The sequence below is a fragment of the Streptomyces jeddahensis genome (assembly GCF_001642995.1).
In the GTDB taxonomy this organism is placed as follows: Bacteria; Actinomycetota; Actinomycetes; order Streptomycetales; family Streptomycetaceae; genus Streptomyces; species Streptomyces jeddahensis.
The window spans coordinates 43,901-61,799 of the sequence record NZ_LOHS01000108.1 but is presented as its reverse complement, the minus strand read 5'-3'; the positions used below and the strand labels follow the sequence as shown (position 1 = coordinate 61,799).

Below are 17,899 nucleotides of genomic sequence, written 5' to 3'. Positions count from 1 at the left end.
AAAGTTAGTTAAGGCTCAGCTAAGAAGTCGGTTAAACAATAAAGCGCCCTCCGGGTGGCTTGTGCAGGGGGGTGTGCTGTCAGGGGTGTTCCGTCAGAGTTCCGCTGAGGCGCCCGGTGTCAGGCGGAGGTGCTCCGCGCCGCCCAGTGCGCCGATCTGGTTGTCGTAGATCGGCCGCGCCAGATCCGTGAGCAGCGCGTCATGGATGTCGTACGCCCGCTGGGGCTTGACCTCGCGGACGTAGTCGATGACCTCGGAGATCTTGTTCCAGGGGGCCATCACCGGAAGCATCAGCGTCTCGACGGCGTGGTCGGGGACCGTGAGGGCGTCGCCCGGGTGGAAGAGCGAGCGGTCGACGAGGTAGCCGACGTTGGTGATGCGCGGGATGTCCGGGTGGATCACGGCGTGCAGCTCACCGTGCACCTGGACGTCGAACCCGGCAGCCGTGAAGGTGTCGCCGTGCCCGACGGTGTGCACGCGTCCCGGGAAGGCGGGCGCGATCTTGTCCGCGACGGACTTCAGCGTCCAGACCCCGGCGGCCGGGTTGGACTCGAGACCGGCCCGCAGCCGCTGCTCGTTGAAGTGGTCCCCGTGTTCGTGGGTGACGAGGATCGCGTCGGCGCCGACCGCGGCGTCCTCCTCGCTGAAGCCACCGGGATCGATGACGAGGATCTGTCCGTCCTTCTCCAGCCTGATGCAGGCGTGGGACTTCTTCGTGAGCTTCATGCGTCCCATCCTGCAACGTCCCGTGTGTCCAGGCCGTCACTCCTGAGGGGTCGTCTCCTCCCTTATGACCGCCTGCGCCACCTTGAACGCGCTGTTGGCCGCCGGGACGCCGCAGTAGACGGCCGCCTGCAGCAGCACTTCCTTGATCTCGGCCGGGGTGAGCCCGTTGCGCAGGGCCGCCCGGGTGTGGAAGGCGAGTTCGTCGAGGTGCCCGCCCGCGACCAGGGCCGTGAGCGTGACGCAGCTGCGGGAGCGCCGGTCGAGGCCCGGCCGGTTCCAGATCTCCCCCCAGGCGTACCGGGTGATGAGCTCCTGGAACTCCCCCGAGAAGTCGTCGGCCGCTGCCAGGGCCCGGTCGACGTGCGCGTCGCCGAGCACCTCCCGGCGTACCTTCAGACCGGCCTCGTACGGGTCGGGGCGGCCCCCTGCGACGGGCTGCTCGGCCATCGGCGCGATCTCCGCCACGGGCGCGACGGGCGGCGGCGGCGCGAGCACGGGCTTCACGGGGGCCGCCACGATGGCCATCTGGCCCGTGGACGTGTCGACGGCGGTCTGCCAGGCGGTCGAGAAGTGACGTATCAGCAGGTCGGTGACGGCCGCCGGCTGCTCGACGGGCGCGAGGTGCGAGGCACCGGGGACGACGGCGAGCCGGGCGTCGGGGATGCCGGCGACCAGCGTGCGCGCCTCGGCGGGCCCGGTCACCTGGTCCTCGGAGCCGACGAGGACGAGCGTGGGGACGCCGATGCTGCCGAGCTCGGCGCGGATGTCGAAGGCCGCGAGCGCCTCGCAGGCCGAGATGTAGCAGCCGGGGTCGGTGGTCCGCACCATCTGTACGGCCCACTCGGTGATCGCGGGCTGGTTCGCGGCGAAGCCGGGCGTGAACCAGCGCTCGGGCGCGGTGCGGGCGATCGGGTCGAGGCCGTTCGTGCGGACGATCACGCCGCGCTGCCGGAATTCGTCGGCCGTGCCGAACCGGGGAGAGGCGGCGATCAGCACGAGCGAGGCGAGCCGCTCCGGGTGGCGCAGCGCGAGGTCGGCGCCGATGGCACCGCCGAATGCGCAGCCCGCGTAGCCGAACCGCTGCACGCGGAGCTGGTCGAGCGTGGCGAGCAGCCGGTCGGTCAGCTCGCCGACCGAGGAGGCGGGGTGTGCGGGGGCGCCGCCGTGTCCCGGCAGGTCGAACCGGAGCACCCGCCACTGCTGCGTCAGCTCCGGGACCTGCCGGTCCCACATGTGCCATGTGGTACCCAGTGAGGGACCCAAGATCAGGACCGGGGCGTCTTCTGGCCCGTCAAAGCGGTATTGCAGGGTGTTCGGCGGTGTCTCACTCACGCCTCAGACCCTCTCACGTATCACGAAATCTCACACGGCCGGGGGAACCCGGCGGCTCTTGACCCTCTCGGCGCGGCACGTCCGGCACTGCCGGAACCCTCGGGGATCCAGATACGAGTTCTCCGGCGTGTACGCGTGGCCGTGGGGATCTCGGCCTCGCTCTCAGGGAATTGGGGCGGGCCGGTGAGGACGCGGCCGCCCACGCGTCCTCATGGGACGCCTTCCATAGGGCCGATGATCGCCACGGTGTCGCCATGGCCCTCACCAATCTGAGCACGGCGCTGCGTGTGGGCGGACTCGGTGACGGGTCGGACATCCTTGAGGAGGCTGTCGCCCTCTGCCGTGACCTCGGGGACAAGCGCGGCGAAGGCGTCGCCCTGACGAACCTCGGCACCAGCCGACTCCAGGCGGGTGCGCCAGCCGAGGCCGCCCTGATGCTGATGAGGGCGAGTGACCTGCTCAAGGAGGTCGGCGCCACCCACATGCAAGCCAAGGCGCTGATGAATCTGGGCAAGGTGTGGGGGGTGCTCGGGCTCACGGACCGGGCCAATGAAGCGGTCCGCGAGGCGATCACGCTCTACCGGACGGCCCGGGACCGCCACGGGGCGGGGAGAGCGCTCTTCCTGCTCTCGTCAGCCCTGTGGACGACGGACCCAGAGGAAGCCATCTCGCTCGGTACAGCGGCGGTCACCGCGCTCGGCGAGACTGACGACGAGGCGCTGACCGAACAGGCAACGGCTCTCGTAGCCACGATGCGAGAGTCCGTCGACGGCGGCGGACTGCCAGGGGGTACCTGAGCCGTTCCGCCGGTGTAACGGCGCCCGAGGCACGGTCCGCGCGCGAACCAGGCCCGGGACGCGGCGCCCCCCGGCGCGTGGGTGACCTGCCACGCCCACGCAGCCAGCAGACCGTCTGACCAGCGACATAGGGCACCTGATGATCCATCAGAACGAGGTTCAAATGAGCGTCACGAGCTCCATTTCAGCGTCGAGAATTGTCCGTAACACCCAAAGCGCACATAATGCGCACGCATAAGTCCGCAGGTCAGGAGCCCTTTGCGGCCGGTTCAAGGATGGCGACGCACTGCACATGATGCGTCATCGGGAACACGTCAGAAGCGACCCTTGACGGAAAAGACCAGGTCAGAGACCCTTTTGCGAGCGTCAGCAGAGCACTTTCAAGATCGGAGCGTCAAACGAGCGTCACGATTTCCGCCTCAACCGGCGCCCTTGAATCACTGATCCAAGCCCTCCACCGACCGTCCTGACCCCCTGACCACCGGCCGACACACCGGATGTTGACGCTGGTGTCCAGGCCGTGGAGCAACTACGCCTGCATGGATTTCGGACGGCATACGCCGTGGGGCCGTACGGCGCCATGCGGCTGACCCTGGACCGCGCCGAGCAGGTGCTCACCAGAGCCGCAGCCCGGGAGACCGCCGACTCCGCGACTGATACCCACGCCGTCCCACGGGACACGGCGAGGCGGCAATACGCGGCGTATGGCGAAGCGGCTGGCCCAGTCGACCCTGCCTCGCGCGAAACGCCAGCCTCACCGTCAATCTAGGGTTCGTCGGTCACCCTAAGCGTGGCGACCAGACTGAGAGAATCCGCACGAGTACCGGAACGCGGCCTGACCTGCATGGACGTAATACTCGGCACCCATACGGTCAGTGTGCCTGCCCAAATCCGACGCTTGCCAGTCCGCCGACGAGACCGACTCGGAGGGACGCTGCGCGAGTACCGGCATGCCAGTTGAGCAGGCCGGACGATTAATCGGCACCCGCAGTGACCAACGTCTTCGCGCTGTGTCGTGTGGCCGCGTGGGCCAGCGCCTCGAGCCCGCTCGTGATCGGATAGCGCGCGGTGACAATCGGAGTCAGGTCGATTCGGCCCGCCGCCTGGAGAGCGATGACGGGGTCGAAGCCACCCAGATGCCCCATGCTGAAACTGTGTGTGGTGCCGTTCACCATGGTCACGATCGGATGAATCGGCGCGGCGGGGCCGCCGACCCCCAGATGGACCACGTGCCCGCCGACCGCGACAATCCGCTCGGCCTCGGGCAGAACTTCCGCTGCCGCGCCGGTGGCGTCGACGACCACATCAAAACCGCGGCCGCCGGTGGCGTCGCGCAGCTCGTCGGCCAGTTCGCGGCCGAGCTCTCCCCTCAGGACCCGGTCGGCTCCCACTCTGCTGGCGATGGCCCCCCGGTCCGCAGCGGGTTCAGTTGCCACGACAAGGTTCGCTCCTGCCCCACGGGCCAGGGCGACAGCCGCCAGACCAAGCGGCCCGCAGCCGAAGATCGCCACGTCGGCCCCCGGTGCGAGATGACGATCGGCCTTGAACAGGGCGAGGTAGGCGACAGCCGCGGGCTCGCAGAGCGCGCCCATCTCGTAGATCGACTGTTCGTCCAGGCGGCCGCGGAGAGGCTCAAGCGACCGCGCGTGCATCTCCGGAACAACCGCGTAGTCGGCCAGCCCGCCGTTGCTGTTGAACCCCACGAACTCGCCGTCGAGGCACGCATTCGGCCGCCCCCGTCGGCAGGCTGAGCATCGCCCGCATGCTCGCAAGGTCTCGGCGGCGACGGCGTCTCCGACTTTGACCGATCGAACGGATCTTCCCACCGCCACGACCTCTCCCGCGAACTCGTGGCCCGGCACAAGAGGCATTCCCATGCGGTAAGGCAGGACTACGTAGCCGAGCTCGTCGGTCATGGCCATGCGAAGTGTGGAGACGGCAATGCCGGCGGCACGAACGCGGATGATGACGTCCTCGTCGGATTGCAGCACCGGGTCAGGTACTTCGCCCAGGCACCATCTGGGATGGCGCCAGACTTGGCGGGCGTCGCGCGCCCAGTGTCCTGCGGCCTCTTCCGGCGTCAGCTGATAGCTGTCCCTTGGAGACCACTCCCCATTCACTACCAGGGCACGCATCGCACCTCTCCTTGGATGTCTGACAAAAGACCGTCTGATAGCATGCGGAGAGCCCGGGGTTGGATGGCGGAAGACCAGACCATCCACAGACATGAAGTCCGATGTTGGATAGTATGAGGGCCATGTCGTTTACCCCTGAGCCGGTGCGCCGACCGCGCGAGCAGGTCGAGAAGCAACTCCGCGACGCGATCGTGTCCTCCTCGTTCAAGGGGGGCGATCGCCTTCCGAGCGAAGCCGAGTTGGCACGAGAGTTCCAGGTCAGCCGCTCCACGGTACGCGAGGCACTTCGCGTCCTCGTTTCGGAAGGCCTGATCTCCAAAGTGCCCGGGGCGGGTGGCGGCAGTTTCGTCCAGAGCGTTGACCACGACTCGCTCAAGAGCCTTCTCTCCGGGTCGCTCGAGACGATCCTGAAGTTCGGCAAAATCTCGATCGACGAGGTCAACGCCGTACGCCGCATGCTTGAGGTTCCCGCGGCCCGGGAGGCTGCGGAACACCGCACCGACGCCCAGGCCGCGGAGCTGGAGCGTCTCGTCCAGCGGCAGGACGAGATGGCCCGCGCTGTAACCGACCGCAGGGATCCGGCACTCTACGAGCTCGGCCAGTCGATCTACAGCCTCGTCGCCGAGGCGAGCGGCAACCGCCTGCTGGCTTCTTTCGTCTCGGCGATGGCCGGCGTGACGATCCCTGTCTACATGCGCGACCTGCCGCTGGAGGACGCCGAAGCGGCGCGCGAGGGTACGCGTGCCCTCGTCGCGGCGATCGTCGCTCGCGATGCGGAAGGTGCGGAGGCGGCCATGACCGCCCAACTCGACATGGTTCAGCGCCATCTGTCGCCGGCCGGCTAGGCCGGCCGGCGACGCAAGGCTCATGCCAGCGTCTGACTGGACCACGCGCGTGCCATGGAGTCCTCGATGATCATGTTGACGTGTCCCCACGCCTGCGAGAGGTCGCGGTAGGCGCGCTCCATGCGCTCCCCGTTGACCGCCGCGGACGAGCCGGCCGTTCGGTAGATGATGTCCTGGACCGCGCTCCACGCGAGACGCGTCGCCTCGCGGCACATCATGTTGAGCATCATGTCGTCGGCCGTGCCGAAGGGCTCTCCTCCGGCGGCAACGCGGTGGCAGATCTCCATCCAGCGCTCGGCCGTGTCGAAGACAATGGCTTGGGCCGCGTTGAGGCGCGCCGTCGCCAGACCGAACCAACGCTGGTAGTCCGGGTCGTGCAGGCGTGCGCGCGGGGCACTGCCGGCGTCTCCCGCGGTCTTCCGCTCACGCATCAGGCGCTCGTACTCGTCGAGTGCGCCGAAGGCTCCACCGACGAATACCGTGGAGAGGTCCAGACCGAAGAAGCCCTGGCCTGGCGCGAGGTGCATGGGGTTGCCGTGCAGTTCGAACCCGGGAGAGGTGTGGGAGCTGCGGATGTCGACCTGCATCGTCCCCTCGAGGACGTGGTCGGCGGGCAGGAACGAGTCCTTGAACACGATCGTGTTCGAACCGCTGCCCTTGAGGCCGAGTGTGTGCCCCCAGTCGTCCTGGATCTCGTAGGCCCTGCGAGGAGCAACGAAGAGCATCTGCTGCAGCGGGGCACCCCCCTCGGGGCCGTACTCAAAGGCCTGCCCGACGTAGTGGGTGGAGTACGGCGAGCCGGAGGAGTAGGGGTGGGTCGTATTCAGAACCCAGCCCCCGTCGGCTCGAAGTGCCGGCCCTCCCGGACGTGCGGTCGAAGGGATCACCACATGCCCGCCGTCGGCGAAGACAGCGTCCTGGACGCTCTTCGGCCACAGCGAACTGACCAGCAGAGCATGGCTCGCGCCCAGCGTGAGGCACCATCCGGTGGACATACAGCCCCGCGAGACCTCTCCCATGAGCCTGATGAAGTCGGGCATCGTCCATGCGAGCCCCCCGTACATCTCAGGCACGAGCAGACGGTAGAAGCCGGCGGCCTTGAAGGTCTCGTGCAACTCCGGCGAGTACGTCGTGCGGCGCTCCACCTCGGCTTGCTCGGCGACCAGCTGCGGCCGCAAGGAGCGGGCGATATCGATCGCCTCGGCCAGGGTGAGGTCCGTCGAGGGAGCCGAGGCCAACAGAGTGGCAGTGGTGTCAGACATTATGCGCTCACTATATTTGTAGGATCGATACCAGGCTAGAGGTGCCGAGGGAGGCGCCCAGGGAGACCGCATCGCGGACGAAGCGCTCGACGGGGTACTCCTTGAGGTAGCCGTAGCCGCCGTGGACCTGCAGAGCAGCGTCGGCGACGCTGAGCGCCGCGTCGCATCCCTCACGGGCGATCGCTGTCGCGCCGAGCGGGTCGGGCGCGTCGGCGAAGAGGGCTCGCAGGAGGTTGGCGGTTCGCAGGGCTTGGTCCTCCAGCAGCCTGCGTACGGCGGGCAGCGCGCTGATCGGGCCACCGAACTGGTGCCGGCTGCGCGCGTACGCCGCGGCTGCGTCAAAGGCCGCACCGGCGATGCCGGCTGCGACAGCGGCAGTTCCGCCGAGCATCTGCGCTCTGACGAGGCTTGCGGGCGCTGAGAGCGTCACGACGTCGTCTCCCGGGCGCCCGTCGACCGCGACGGCCGCCGTCTGGAAGCTGTCGAGACCGGTGGTGCGCTGCCGGGATTCGACGCGTAGCGCCGAAGGCGCCAGCAGCACAGCGGAGTCCCCCAGAACCACGACACCGGCCTCGTCGAGGGTGAAGGCGTCGAGCCGGTCGATCCGCCCGTCGACTCGCGTCGCCTGCCGTCGAAGGACTACGTGCGGAGCGGCGGACTCCACGATGACGAGTTCCGTGTCGGCTGTGTGCAGTCCGGCGAGCAATTCGCCGTGGGCTGAGCCGCCGAGCGCGAGAGCCGCAGCATGGGCGTGGGCGCAGGCGATCCCCAGCTCGGGGGCGGTGCGGCTCAAGCGCTCGATGACGAGAGCCGTCGTCGACCACCCAGCGCCGCCGCCTCCGAGTTCCTCGGGGACACCGACCGTCCACAGCCCCAGGTCGGCCAGGTTCTTGCGGGCCAGAGCCAGCGCGTCCGTATCCCCCGGCGAGACGTCGGCGAGCACTCTGGCGACTACCTCGACCACGTCGCGCTGGTCCTGGTCCAGCGGGGGTCCAAGCCAGCTCATGACCAGAACCTCGAAGGATCCGGAGCCCTTCGCTCCGCGAATGCGGCACCTGTCTCATGGGCTTCCTCTGTGCCCAGATACAGCGTCAGAAGCTGGTCGTGGGCAAGGCGGGCCTGCCCGGCGACTCCGTTGTGCCGTCCGGAGAAGGCGGCCTTGAGCCCGGCGATCGCCATGGGGCTCCGGCTGGCGATCTCGGCAGCCACTTCGTGCGCGGCCTCAAGCAGGTCGTCTTTCGGGACGACCTCGTTGACAAGACCCATCGCAAGGGCCTGCGCTGCGTCGTACTTGCGGTTGAGGTACCACATCTCCTTGGCCCGCTTGCGACCGATCGTGTCCTCGAGGTACCAGGTGCCGTAGCCTGCGTCGAAACTTCCGACCATCGGACCGACCTGCCGGAAGACCGCGTTCTCGCCTGCGATCGTGAGGTCGCAGACAGTGTGGAGCACGTTGCCGCCGCCCACGGCGAAGCCGTTGACCGCCGCCACGACCGGCTTCATCGTCGTGTCGATCGCCTGGTAAAGATCGATGATGGGCAGGACCTGAGACTGGTCGAGACCTTTGAGCGGCTCGTGCTCCCCGCCGATGCAGAAGAACTTGTCTCCCGCGCCCGTCAGCACAGCCGCCCGCAATGCGGGATCCAGCCGAAGGCGCTGGAGAGCGTCCGTCAGCTCCAGACACGTCTGAGCCCGGAGCTTGTTTCCCGAGGAAGCGCGGTTGATCGTCAGTGTGAGAACCGGGCCGTCGATCGTTGCGACAATGTCCTCGTAGTCCATCTTCGTCATCGAGATCCCGCCTCTCCGACCCGGAATCCGCGGCCGTTCTTGTTGCCGAGGAAACCCGCAGCGACCATCTGCCGGAGCAAAGGCGGTGAGGCGTAGCAGGGGTCCTGCGTGGCTTCGTAGGCACAGGTCGTGGCGTGATCGTGAACGTCGAGACCGATCAGGTCGAGCAGTTCGAGCGGGCCGAGCTTGTAGCCGAGACCCAGCTTGAGAGCAGTATCGATGTCATCGGCCGAAGCCAGGCCATCGTCGTACTCCCGGACGACGTCATTCAGGTACGGCATCAGCAGGTGGTTGACCAGGAACCCGGGCCGGTCCTTGACGACGACCGGGTCCTTGCCGAAGGAGGCGACCAGTCCCGCGAGCCGGTCGACCACTGCCTCGTCGGTCTGCAGAGCGGCGACGATCTCGACCACGCGCATCAACTGCGCCGGGTTGAAGAAGTGCAGACCGGCGAACCGGGTCGGGTTGGTGACCGCGGTCGCCAGATCCGTGACCGAGAGCGCCGAGGTGTTGGTGACGATGACTGCGGCTTCGCCGACCACTTCGGCCACCTCGGCGAGGATCGAGCGCTTGATCGCCTGGTTCTCGGTAGCGGCCTCGATCACCAGGTCGGCACCCGCGAGGTCTCCGACGTCGGTGACACCTTTGATTCTGCCGAGGATGGCGTCTCGCTCGGCGGTGTCGATCTTGCCGCGAGTGACGCTTCCGTCCAGGAATGCCGCAGTGGCGCCGATCCCTCGCGCGACTCGGTCGGCGTCCACGTCCAGGACGGTCACTTGCCGACCGGACTGTGCAGCCACCTGCGCGATCCCTGAGCCCATCGTGCCGGCACCGACGACGGCGACGTGGGCGAAGTCGACCTTGTTGGTCATCTCATTCTCCTGACATGTGGCTCACGAGCCGAACAGACGGGTGTCGTCGTAGGTGTAGAAGCCCCGGCCCGTTTTGCGGCCCAGGTCACCCGCGGCGACCATCCGCTCGACCATCGGCGGAGGAAAGAAGCGTGGGTCCCTCAACTGCTCGTAGAGCCGGGTCGCCACCTGCTGATGGATGTCCAGGCCGACCACGTCGAGCAGCCGGAAGGGGCCCATCGGATGGCCGAGCGCGCCGGTGACCGCGGTGTCGATCGACTCCTTGGTGCCGAGGCCCGATTCCAGTGCCGCGATGCACCGGTTCTCCCAGGGAATGAGGAAGCGATTCACGATGAACCCAGGCCGGTCCTTGGTGACGACCGTCGTCTTACCGACCGATCCGAGAAAGTCCAGGGTTGCCTTGTGCGCCCAGTCGGCGGTGTGGCGGCCGTGGGCGACCTCGACGAGCTTCATCAGCGGCGCCGGGTTGCAGTAGTGCGTGCCGACGACTCGCTCAGGGAGGCGCGAGCCCGAGGCAATGCCCGTGACCGAGAGCGTGGACGTGTTGGTGTGGAAGAGCGTGCTCGGCGAGACGATGTCGTCGAGTCTGCCGAAGAGATCCTTCTTGAGCGCAAGGTCCTCGTAGACCGCTTCGACCACGACCTCGGCCGAGGCCAGGTCGCTCAGCGCGGTCACTCCGACGAGACGAGACTTCGCGTTCTCTGCGGTGGCCGCGTCGAGCTTGCCAAGGCTCACACTCTTGTCGAAGAACCCGTGAACGGTCGCGATGCCCCGCGACAGGCCGTCCTCGTCGACGTCGAACAGCAGGGTTCGATGGCCGCCGCGGGCGATCACGGTCGCGATACCGGAGCCCATGGTGCCGGCGCCGAGGACGGCGACGGTCTTCGGTGTGGTGGTCATGAGGGCGCTCTCTTCTGCGGCGGTCGTCGTGATCACTGGATGGACTGGCCGCCGTCGATGACGACGACCGAGCCGGTGGTGTAATCAGAGCCTGGTCCGACGAGGGTCAGCACCCACGGCGCCAGCTCCGCGGGGTCGCCCATGCGTCGGGCCGGAATGGTCTTGAGGACCTTGGCTGTGAACGCGTCGCTGGCTCGCACCTCCGCGTTGATGTCGGTGACGAAGTATCCGGGAGCGATGGCGTTGACCTGGACGTTGTAACGCGCCCATTCCACCGCCACTGACGTCGTGAAGGCCATGACCGCAGCCTTCGACGAGCAATAGGCCGCGTGGTGAGGGGTGCCCTTGAGCGCGAAGCTCGAGGCGACGTTCAGCACCTTTCCCGAGCGCTGCGCGACGAAGTGCTTGCCTGCGGCCTTGGTGGCGAGGAACGTGCCACGAAGGTTGGTGTCGAGAATGCGGTCCCAGTCGTCAGCAGGCTGATCGAGCAGCGGCGTGGTGGTGAGCACACCCGAGTTGTTGACCAGGATGTCGATCCGGCCGAAGGTCTCCACCGTGGCTGTGATCATGTGTTCGACGGCGGCCTCGTCCGTGACGTCGGTCGGGCAGACCAGTGCCCGTGCGCCGGCGGTCTTGACCTCAGTGGCGACGCCTTCGAGGTCTGACCGGGTACGGCCGGCCACCGTGACATCGGCTCCGGCTCCGGCCAGTGCCAGCGCGATGGCCCGGCCCAGACCACGCCCCGCTCCCGTCACGACGGCCACCTTGCCGTCGAGGTGGTGCTCGAACATCACATCTCCTTCAACGAAGTGCTGATCTCGCGGCCGATCAGCATGCTCTGGATCTCGTTGGTGCCGTCATAGATTCGGGTGACCCGGGCGTCCCTCATGCATCGCTCGACGCCCAGTACCGAGAGGTCTCCGTAGGGACCGAGCAGGCGCACTGCCTCGACGGAGATGTCCCAGCCGAGATCTGTGCACGACTGCTTCATCAGACCGATCTGGCCCGGGCTCACCGCGGCGTCCCCGTCGACCTGCCGGGCGACGGCGTGGAGCAGCAGGCGCCCTTGGAGGATCCGGCCGCGCCATCCCGCGAGTACTTGCAGATACTCGGCCGGGATGAGATTGCCGTAGAGCCGCTGGAGCACGGAGAGTGTGCGCGCGTATGCCGAGCGGGCAAGTCCGACACCCTGGGCTCCGGCGCTGATCCGTGACTTGATCACCGAACTCATCACGATCGGCCAACCAGCTCCCTCTGTCCCGACCCTGTTGCCGACGGGAACGGCAACCTCATCGAAGAACAGCTCAGCTGTCGAGGAGCCGTGCATACCGAGCTTCTCGAACGCTGTGCCACGTCCGACTCCAGGCCAATTGCCCTCGACAACGAAGGCACTGACTCCCTCTCGCTTCGATGTCCGGTCCGTGGTGGCGAAGCACACGATCGTGTCGACCCGGTCACCGGTCGTGATGAAGGTCTTGCTGCCGGAGAGCCGGTAGAACTCCCCGGCAGGGGCGGCCGTGGTGCGCAGGCTCGACACGTCGCTGCCGGCGTCCGGCTCGGTGATGGCCATGGACCCGTACGCACTGCCCGAGAGCAACGGCGGAATGTAGCGCTGCTTGAGGTCCTCACTGCCTGCCAGGTAGATCGGGTATGCCGCATGCGTCTGCGTCATGAAGACGAGGCTCGTCGCCGCACAACCTGCCGTGATCTCCTCCATCACCACGGCGTAGGCCACATGCGAGTCAGCGCTGCCTCCCAACTCGGTGGGGAAGATGATTCCCGTGAGTCCTGCCGACGCGAGGGCCATGTAGCCGGCCCCGGCGAACTCGTGGCTCGCATCCAGCTCCGGCGCTGCCGGCGCTACCTCTCGGGCGACGACATCGCGGGTGTAAGCCCTGAGTTCACGTTCCCGCTCCGTGAGCGCCTGGTCGGCGGCCTGTTCATCGAGCAGCCCGTGAAGACCGACGTACTCGGCGGGATCGAGATCGAGAGGCAGCGGGTCCAGGGCACGGCTCATTAGAGGACCTCCCGTGCGAAAGCCGGGGGGCGCTTGGCAAGGAATGCCTCGACACCCTCCGTTCCCTCGTGCCCGGTGACGGCGATGGCCGCCAGGCCGGACTCGATGGCGAGCGCGGAGTCCAGTGGAGCGTCAGGCCCCAGGTCGAGCGCAGTGAGGATCGACCTGATGGCGAGCGGGCCGCGGGCGGCCACGCGCTCGGCCAGCGCCATGGCCTCCTGGAGGAGCCGATCGCCGGGGACCGGGGGGACGGGTGTGAGGCCGAGTTCGTGTGCTCGCACCGCGTTCACCCGCTCTCCGGTGAGCATCAGGTACGCCGCCGAAGCACGGCCGATCACGCGTGCCAACCGCTGCGTGCCTCCGTACCCCGGAATGAGGCCGAGCCCGGCCTCAGGAAGGGCCATGCTCGCGTGGTCGGCAACCACACTGAAGGTCGACGCCAGCAGGAGCTCGAACCCGCCGCCCAACGCGAGTCCGTTGACCGCAGCGATCACCGGCACGCCGGCTGTCTCGATCGACCGCATCACTGACTGGCCTTCAGCCAACGCCGCGTAGGCGCCGGCAGGGTCATGGCGGGCGAGCTCCTTGAGGTCGGCACCTGCGCAGAAGGCCTTCGTGCCCGTGCCGGTGACGACGACGGCCCGCACGCCTTCGTCGCCCGCAGGCACGATCGCCTGGCGCAGCCCTCGCAGGACTTCGCTGTTGAGGGCGTTGTGCGCTTCGGGGCGGTTGATGCGGACGACGCGGAGCGGTCCGTGGTTCTCCACGACGACTGCGGGTCCGGAGCCGGAGGTCTCAGGCATGAGCCACGTCCTGCTGGGCCCTCGCAGCGCCTGTCCTGAGGAGATCGGCGCGATCGTCGTCGGAGTAGCCGAGTTCCGCCAGGATCTCGACTGTGTGCTCACCTACGTCCGGGAACCGGACGTTCACCGGATCCGCAATCGAAGTGAGCCGGAACGGGCTGCGGATGGAGACGAGTTGACCGTTCGAGCCGGGGACCGGCAGCAAGGAGCCACGATGCGCGACCTGGGGATCGGCCACAACCGAGGAGAGGGACTGGACAGGGGCCGCGGGCACCTGCGCAGCGGCCAGCACGCCCAGCCAGTGTTCGACCGGACGGGTCCGCAGAACGTCGGCGATGCGGCCAGCGATCTCGCTGCGCCGGGCACGACGGCCCTCGTTGTCCGACAGCGTCTCGTCGGCGGCGAGGTCGTCGAGACCCAGTGCAGCACACAGGCGCAGCCACATCTGGTCGTTTCCGACAGCGACAACCATGGAACGGTCCGCAGCTTCGAACGGCTGGTACACGGCAAGCACCGAATCGGTGCCTCCGCTTGGCCGCGGTTCAGGCTCACCGGCGTGGAAAGCGGCAAGCCTGGGTGCCATCAGGGCGAGGTCCGTGTCGAGCAGGGACACGTCGATCGTCTCTCCTTGCTTTGTGGTTGCCTGTCTGACCGCTGCCGCCGAAATCGCAAGGGCGGCACACATGCCGGTGACGATGTCCGAGAGGGCCGTTGAAACCCGCTGAGGAGTGCGGCCGGCCTCGCCGGTCACGGACATCAGTCCGGATCGGGCCTGCGCAACGAGGTCATAGCCCGGGAGGCCGGCATCAGGGCCGTCCAGTCCGAAGCCCGACAACGCGCAGTAGATGAGCCGCGGATTCCGGGACCGCACGCTCACGGGGTCGATGCCGAGCTTCTCGAGTTTCGACGGGTTGGCGTTCTGGATGAACACGTCGGCGGAGTCCAGAAGCTTCGTCAGCACCTCGCGGCCCCGAGGCAGCCGCAGATCCAAACAGATCGATCGCTTGTTGCGGTTGGCGGAAGCGAACCACGCCGAGGTCCCACTCGCGAACGGAGGACCCCACGCCCGGGCGTCGTCGCCGCCGGGACGCTCGATCTTGAGTACGTCAGCACCGAGGTCGGCCAGGTACATCGACGCCGTCGGCCCGGCGTATGAAGTGGTCAGGTCGACGACTTTCAGTCCTGCGAGCGGGCTGACGGATCGCGCGCTCACATCCCTGCCGGCATGCCGTCCGGCGGCGCACCCGGCATCCGTCGGTGTCCCCACACGTTCTCGGTCGTGTGAACGGTGGGCTCCCAGACCGAGTCGTCGATGGTGATTCCTCCGACGCCGTATTCGACCTCACACTTCGAGGGGGTCTGGCAGTAGAAGGACACCATCAGGTCATTGATGTGCTTGCCCAGCGAGCTGTTGAGCTTCGCCGCCCCGTCATTGACCTTGTCCAGCGCGTGGCCGACCGTGTCGAGGTCGTCGACCTCCACCATGAAGTGATGGAGGCCGGCCTCCAAACCGGTCTTCGTGGGCATCATCGCAAGGCTGTGGTGCCGCGGATTGCAGTGTGTGAAGAGCACGTCGAACCGCGGCGTACGCACACGGTCGGATTCGAGGAAGCCGAGCGTCTCGAGGTAGAAGTGCTCAGCCTCGGCCATGTCCGGCACGACGAGAACGGCGTGCCCGAGGCCGAGCGCCCCGGTCACGAACGTGGCTCCGGTCGGCGACTCGAACGGCGTCGCGGGCAGTTCCGGGCCGTGGAAGAACTCCAGGTGGATGCCGGCCGGGTCCACGACCCGCACGAGGTCGGCCACACGTCGCTCCTTGGCGAGGACGGAGTCACGGGCCGGCTCCGCACCAATCGACTCGAGCGCAGCCACGACGGCGTCAAGCGCCGCGGCGTCCGCCACCTCCCAGCCGATGAAGTCGCAGGTGCCGTCTCCGGGCCTGACCGAGACGCGCCAAGCGCGCTCGTCGGCACGCAGCAGAAGCTGGGCGGGCGTCGACTCGACGGCCTCAAGACCGAGCACACCGGTCCCGAACTTCTCCCATGCGGCCAGGTCCACGGCCGTCACGCCCACGTACCCCAGGGCTGAAACAAGTGGCGCAGGCTTCTGCGCGGTGGGTGCTGCCACAGCGTTCACCTCTCTTCGCGAGCATCGAACGACAATCGTGATTGTCTGATATTTAGCAGCTCTGATTTTGTCTACCATCAGGCTATGCGTCAAGAGGAGCTCGTCGTATGTTTTACATCGATCCGTCATCTGCCCTGGAGACCTGATGTCCGACACCCCGACCAGCAACCACCCGCAGCCCACGATCGAGCCGGTCTGGGTACCGGACCCGAGGGACATCGACCGGAGCCGGATCGCTGCGTTCACGAAGTACGTCGAGAAGACGCACGGTGTCTCTCTCCCCGAGTACGACGATCTGTGGGCCTGGTCGGTCGAGCACCTGGAGGATTTCTGGTCTGCGGCCTGGACCTTCTTCGACATGCGCTCCTCCACCGCGCCGACGACCGTCCTGCTCGCGGACCAGATGCCCGGCGCCAAGTGGTTCCCGGACGTCCTTGTCAACTACGTCAGCCATGTCTTCCGCGGACGTGACGCGGAATGCATGGCGATCGTCGAGGTCACCGAGCCCGGCGTAAGCCGTGCGATCACGTGGGGAGATCTGGAGGATCAGGTCGCCGCCGCGGCAGCCGGCCTCAAGGCGCTGGGAGTCGAGGCGGGCGACCGTGTCGTCGCCTATGTGCCCAACAACGCGGCGGCGGTCGTTGCCTTCCTCGCGACTGCCAGTCTCGGCGCCGTGTGGTCGTGCTGCGGTCCGGACTACGCCGCCGAGGCGGCAGCCAAGCGACTCGCGCAGTTGGAGCCCAAGGTACTGATCGCGGCAGATGGGTACTTCTTCAACGGCAGGACCTACGACCGCCGCGAGGAGGCTGTGGCACTGCTCGGCCTTCTGCCGTCAGTCGAGCAGGTGCTCCAGGTGACCCACGTCGGGCTCCCCGCACCGCACATCGATCGGCCGGCGACGGCATGGGAGCGCCTGCTGCAGACCGAGCACGGCATGCTCGAGCCGGTCCAGGTGCCGTTCGACCACCCGCTATGGGTGCTCTACTCCTCCGGCACCACAGGGATTCCGAAGGGACTCGTCCATGGGCACGGCGGTGTGACGCTGGACTACCAGAAGCACGTCGGGCTTCAACTCGACGTCACTGAGCACGACCGGATGCTCTGGTACACCTCGACGAACTGGATGATGTGGAACTTCACGGTCAACATGCTCTTGCTCGGGGCGTCGATCGTCCTGTACGACGGCAGCCCTGCCCATCCGTCGCCGGCACGGCTCTGGGAACTCGCCGCGGAGCATGACGTCACGATCCTGGGTGCGAGCCCGGGGTACCTGCACGCGTGCGAGCGGCACGGCACGAAGGTGCCCGCCGGCAACCGGCTCCGGATGGTAGGGGCGACCGGGTCACCGGTTCCGCCCAGCGCATTCCACTGGATCCGTGAGCAACTGGGCGAACGGACGCCGTTGGTGTCCATGTCCGGAGGTACCGACATCGTGTCCGCCCTGGCTACCGGCGCCCCGAACAAGCCGATCTGGCCAGGGGAAATCTCCGCACGCCCGCTCGGCGTCGCGGTCGACACATGGGACGAGAGCGGTCGACCGGTCCGCGGGAGTGTCGGCGAGCTCGTCGTCACGAAGCCCATGCCGACCATGCCGCTGCATCTGTGGAACGACCCCGACGGCGCCAAGTACCAAGCCGCCTACTTCGACGTCTTCCCGGGCGTGTGGCGACACGGTGACTGGGCGACCATCACCGAGCGTGGCAGTGTCATCATCCACGGCCGCTCCGACGCCACGCTCAACCGCCATGGAGTCCGGCTCGGCAGCGCCGACATCTACGAGGTGGTCGAGAAGATCCCAGGTGTCCACGAGGCGCTCGTGGTCGGCATCGACCTGTCCGACGGCGGCTACTGGATGCCCCTGTTCGTGACCCTCGAAGAGGGCCACGCCCTCGACGACACGTTCCGCCGCCTGATCGCGGACCGTCTCCGCACCGAGGCCTCGAAGCGGCACGTGCCCGACGCGATCCTCCAGGTGCCCGCGATTCCGCATACCCGGACCGGAAAGAAGCTCGAAGTGCCGATCAAGCGGATCCTGCAGGGTGCCGACCCGGACTCAGTCGTCAGCCGGGACGCTGTTGACGACCCTGCAGCGTTGGACGCCTTCAGGCAGTTCGTCCCGACAGGCCACCACTGACGTTCGAGGGGTGATGTCGTCAGGGTGAGACCGGTGCCGACGAGGCATCCGTCGATGATGTCGGGTCGGTACTGAGCCTGGCGAAGGCTCCGTCGGAGGGCACGCATCAGGTGGGCGGGATCAGTGAAGTCGGTGTTGGCCTGGCAACGGCGCCGGAGCAC

The 17,899-nt window shown here is 67.5% G+C and carries 16 protein-coding genes; 3 read left to right on the top strand and 13 right to left on the bottom strand.

Features of this window, described 5'->3' with window-relative positions; all coding sequences use genetic code 11:
- Positions 1 to 93: 93 nt before the first annotated feature.
- Positions 94 to 726, bottom strand: a complete 633-nt coding sequence (locus STSP_RS25445) for an MBL fold metallo-hydrolase (protein WP_067282582.1) — start codon at positions 724 to 726, stop codon at positions 94 to 96.
- Positions 727 to 762: 36 nt separating this feature from the next.
- A complete protein-coding gene (gene pcaDC / locus STSP_RS25440; protein ID WP_067282580.1) occupies positions 763 to 2,058 on the bottom strand; it encodes a bifunctional 3-oxoadipate enol-lactonase/4-carboxymuconolactone decarboxylase PcaDC in 1,296 nt (431 codons plus the stop codon).
- A 254-nt stretch (positions 2,059 to 2,312) separates the two neighbouring features.
- Here pcaDC and STSP_RS25435 point away from each other — a divergent pair, with 254 nt between their 5' ends.
- Positions 2,313 to 2,855 carry a hypothetical protein gene (locus STSP_RS25435; protein ID WP_067282579.1) on the top strand — a complete coding sequence of 181 codons (543 nt, stop codon included), beginning with the start codon at positions 2,313 to 2,315 and terminating at the stop codon, positions 2,853 to 2,855.
- 974 nt (positions 2,856 to 3,829) lie between these two features.
- Here STSP_RS25435 and iolM read toward each other — a convergent pair.
- Entirely contained in the window at positions 3,830 to 4,990 is a 1,161-nt protein-coding gene (gene iolM, locus STSP_RS25430; RefSeq protein WP_198547434.1) for a scyllo-inosose 3-dehydrogenase, read from the bottom strand.
- A 122-nt stretch (positions 4,991 to 5,112) separates the two neighbouring features.
- Here iolM and STSP_RS25425 point away from each other — a divergent pair, with 122 nt between their 5' ends.
- Positions 5,113 to 5,835: a FadR/GntR family transcriptional regulator gene (locus STSP_RS25425; RefSeq protein WP_232789784.1), complete on the top strand. Its 723-nt coding sequence runs from the start codon at positions 5,113 to 5,115 to the stop codon at positions 5,833 to 5,835.
- Positions 5,836 to 5,855: 20 nt separating this feature from the next.
- Here the strand turns inward: STSP_RS25425 and STSP_RS25420 are convergent, their stop codons facing one another.
- Genes STSP_RS25420 through STSP_RS25375 form a run of 10 tightly spaced genes read right to left on the bottom strand, consistent with a single transcriptional unit; the run spans position 5,856 to position 15,604 of the window.
- On the bottom strand, positions 5,856 to 7,097 hold the full coding sequence (locus STSP_RS25420; protein ID WP_067282573.1) for an acyl-CoA dehydrogenase family protein: 1,242 nt from the start codon (positions 7,095 to 7,097) through the stop codon (positions 5,856 to 5,858).
- 10 nt (positions 7,098 to 7,107) lie between these two features.
- On the bottom strand, positions 7,108 to 8,103 hold the full coding sequence (locus STSP_RS25415) for an acyl-CoA dehydrogenase family protein (RefSeq protein WP_067282570.1): 996 nt from the start codon (positions 8,101 to 8,103) through the stop codon (positions 7,108 to 7,110).
- Positions 8,100 to 8,876, bottom strand: coding sequence for an enoyl-CoA hydratase-related protein (locus tag STSP_RS25410; protein WP_067282616.1), 777 nt, complete (start codon positions 8,874 to 8,876; stop codon positions 8,100 to 8,102). The genes STSP_RS25415 and STSP_RS25410 overlap by 4 nt, the downstream gene beginning before the upstream one ends.
- 5 nt (positions 8,877 to 8,881) lie before the next feature.
- Positions 8,882 to 9,757 carry a 3-hydroxyacyl-CoA dehydrogenase family protein gene (locus STSP_RS25405; protein ID WP_067282568.1) on the bottom strand — a complete coding sequence of 292 codons (876 nt, stop codon included), beginning with the start codon at positions 9,755 to 9,757 and terminating at the stop codon, positions 8,882 to 8,884.
- Positions 9,758 to 9,778: 21 nt separating this feature from the next.
- Complete coding sequence (locus tag STSP_RS25400) at positions 9,779 to 10,657, bottom strand: 3-hydroxyacyl-CoA dehydrogenase family protein (RefSeq protein WP_067282614.1); 879 nt, start codon at positions 10,655 to 10,657, stop codon at positions 9,779 to 9,781.
- Between the two features lie 32 nt (positions 10,658 to 10,689).
- Positions 10,690 to 11,448, bottom strand: a complete 759-nt coding sequence (locus STSP_RS25395; protein ID WP_067282566.1) for an SDR family NAD(P)-dependent oxidoreductase — start codon at positions 11,446 to 11,448, stop codon at positions 10,690 to 10,692.
- Entirely contained in the window at positions 11,448 to 12,674 is a 1,227-nt protein-coding gene (locus STSP_RS25390; RefSeq protein ID WP_067282564.1) for an acyl-CoA dehydrogenase family protein, read from the bottom strand. The genes STSP_RS25395 and STSP_RS25390 overlap by 1 nt, the downstream gene beginning before the upstream one ends.
- Complete coding sequence (locus STSP_RS25385) at positions 12,674 to 13,477, bottom strand: enoyl-CoA hydratase/isomerase family protein (protein ID WP_067282561.1); 804 nt, start codon at positions 13,475 to 13,477, stop codon at positions 12,674 to 12,676. Before STSP_RS25385 ends, STSP_RS25390 begins: the two co-directional genes overlap by 1 nt.
- Positions 13,470 to 14,690, bottom strand: a complete 1,221-nt coding sequence (locus STSP_RS25380) for a CaiB/BaiF CoA transferase family protein (RefSeq protein ID WP_067282558.1) — start codon at positions 14,688 to 14,690, stop codon at positions 13,470 to 13,472. Before STSP_RS25380 ends, STSP_RS25385 begins: the two co-directional genes overlap by 8 nt.
- On the bottom strand, positions 14,687 to 15,604 hold the full coding sequence (locus STSP_RS25375; protein ID WP_067282556.1) for a VOC family protein: 918 nt from the start codon (positions 15,602 to 15,604) through the stop codon (positions 14,687 to 14,689). Before STSP_RS25375 ends, STSP_RS25380 begins: the two co-directional genes overlap by 4 nt.
- A gap of 145 nt (positions 15,605 to 15,749) precedes the next feature.
- Between STSP_RS25375 and STSP_RS25370 the strand changes: the two genes are divergently transcribed.
- Positions 15,750 to 17,738: an acetoacetate--CoA ligase gene (locus STSP_RS25370; RefSeq protein WP_067282553.1), complete on the top strand. Its 1,989-nt coding sequence runs from the start codon at positions 15,750 to 15,752 to the stop codon at positions 17,736 to 17,738.
- Positions 17,739 to 17,899: the final 161 nt, after the last annotated feature.

What these genes read in the sequence shown, in the direction of transcription:
- STSP_RS25410 (WP_067282616.1), bottom strand. Translation starts at nt 8,876, where the DNA reads ATGGACTACGAGGACATTGTCGCAACGATCGACGGCCCGGTTCTCACA.
- STSP_RS25425 (WP_232789784.1), top strand. Translation starts at nt 5,113, where the DNA reads ATGTCGTTTACCCCTGAGCCGGTGCGCCGACCGCGCGAGCAGGTCGAG.
- STSP_RS25405 (WP_067282568.1), bottom strand. Translation starts at nt 9,757, where the DNA reads ATGACCAACAAGGTCGACTTCGCCCACGTCGCCGTCGTCGGTGCCGGC.
- STSP_RS25395 (WP_067282566.1), bottom strand. Translation starts at nt 11,448, where the DNA reads ATGTTCGAGCACCACCTCGACGGCAAGGTGGCCGTCGTGACGGGAGCG.
- STSP_RS25370 (WP_067282553.1), top strand. Translation starts at nt 15,750, where the DNA reads ATGTCCGACACCCCGACCAGCAACCACCCGCAGCCCACGATCGAGCCG.
- iolM (WP_198547434.1), bottom strand. Translation starts at nt 4,990, where the DNA reads ATGCGTGCCCTGGTAGTGAATGGGGAGTGGTCTCCAAGGGACAGCTAT.
- STSP_RS25435 (WP_067282579.1), top strand. Translation starts at nt 2,313, where the DNA reads ATGGCCCTCACCAATCTGAGCACGGCGCTGCGTGTGGGCGGACTCGGT.
- STSP_RS25420 (WP_067282573.1), bottom strand. Translation starts at nt 7,097, where the DNA reads ATGTCTGACACCACTGCCACTCTGTTGGCCTCGGCTCCCTCGACGGAC.
- STSP_RS25445 (WP_067282582.1), bottom strand. Translation starts at nt 726, where the DNA reads ATGAAGCTCACGAAGAAGTCCCACGCCTGCATCAGGCTGGAGAAGGAC.
- STSP_RS25385 (WP_067282561.1), bottom strand. Translation starts at nt 13,477, where the DNA reads ATGCCTGAGACCTCCGGCTCCGGACCCGCAGTCGTCGTGGAGAACCAC.
- STSP_RS25415 (WP_067282570.1), bottom strand. Translation starts at nt 8,103, where the DNA reads ATGAGCTGGCTTGGACCCCCGCTGGACCAGGACCAGCGCGACGTGGTC.
- STSP_RS25390 (WP_067282564.1), bottom strand. Translation starts at nt 12,674, where the DNA reads ATGAGCCGTGCCCTGGACCCGCTGCCTCTCGATCTCGATCCCGCCGAG.
- STSP_RS25400 (WP_067282614.1), bottom strand. Translation starts at nt 10,657, where the DNA reads ATGACCACCACACCGAAGACCGTCGCCGTCCTCGGCGCCGGCACCATG.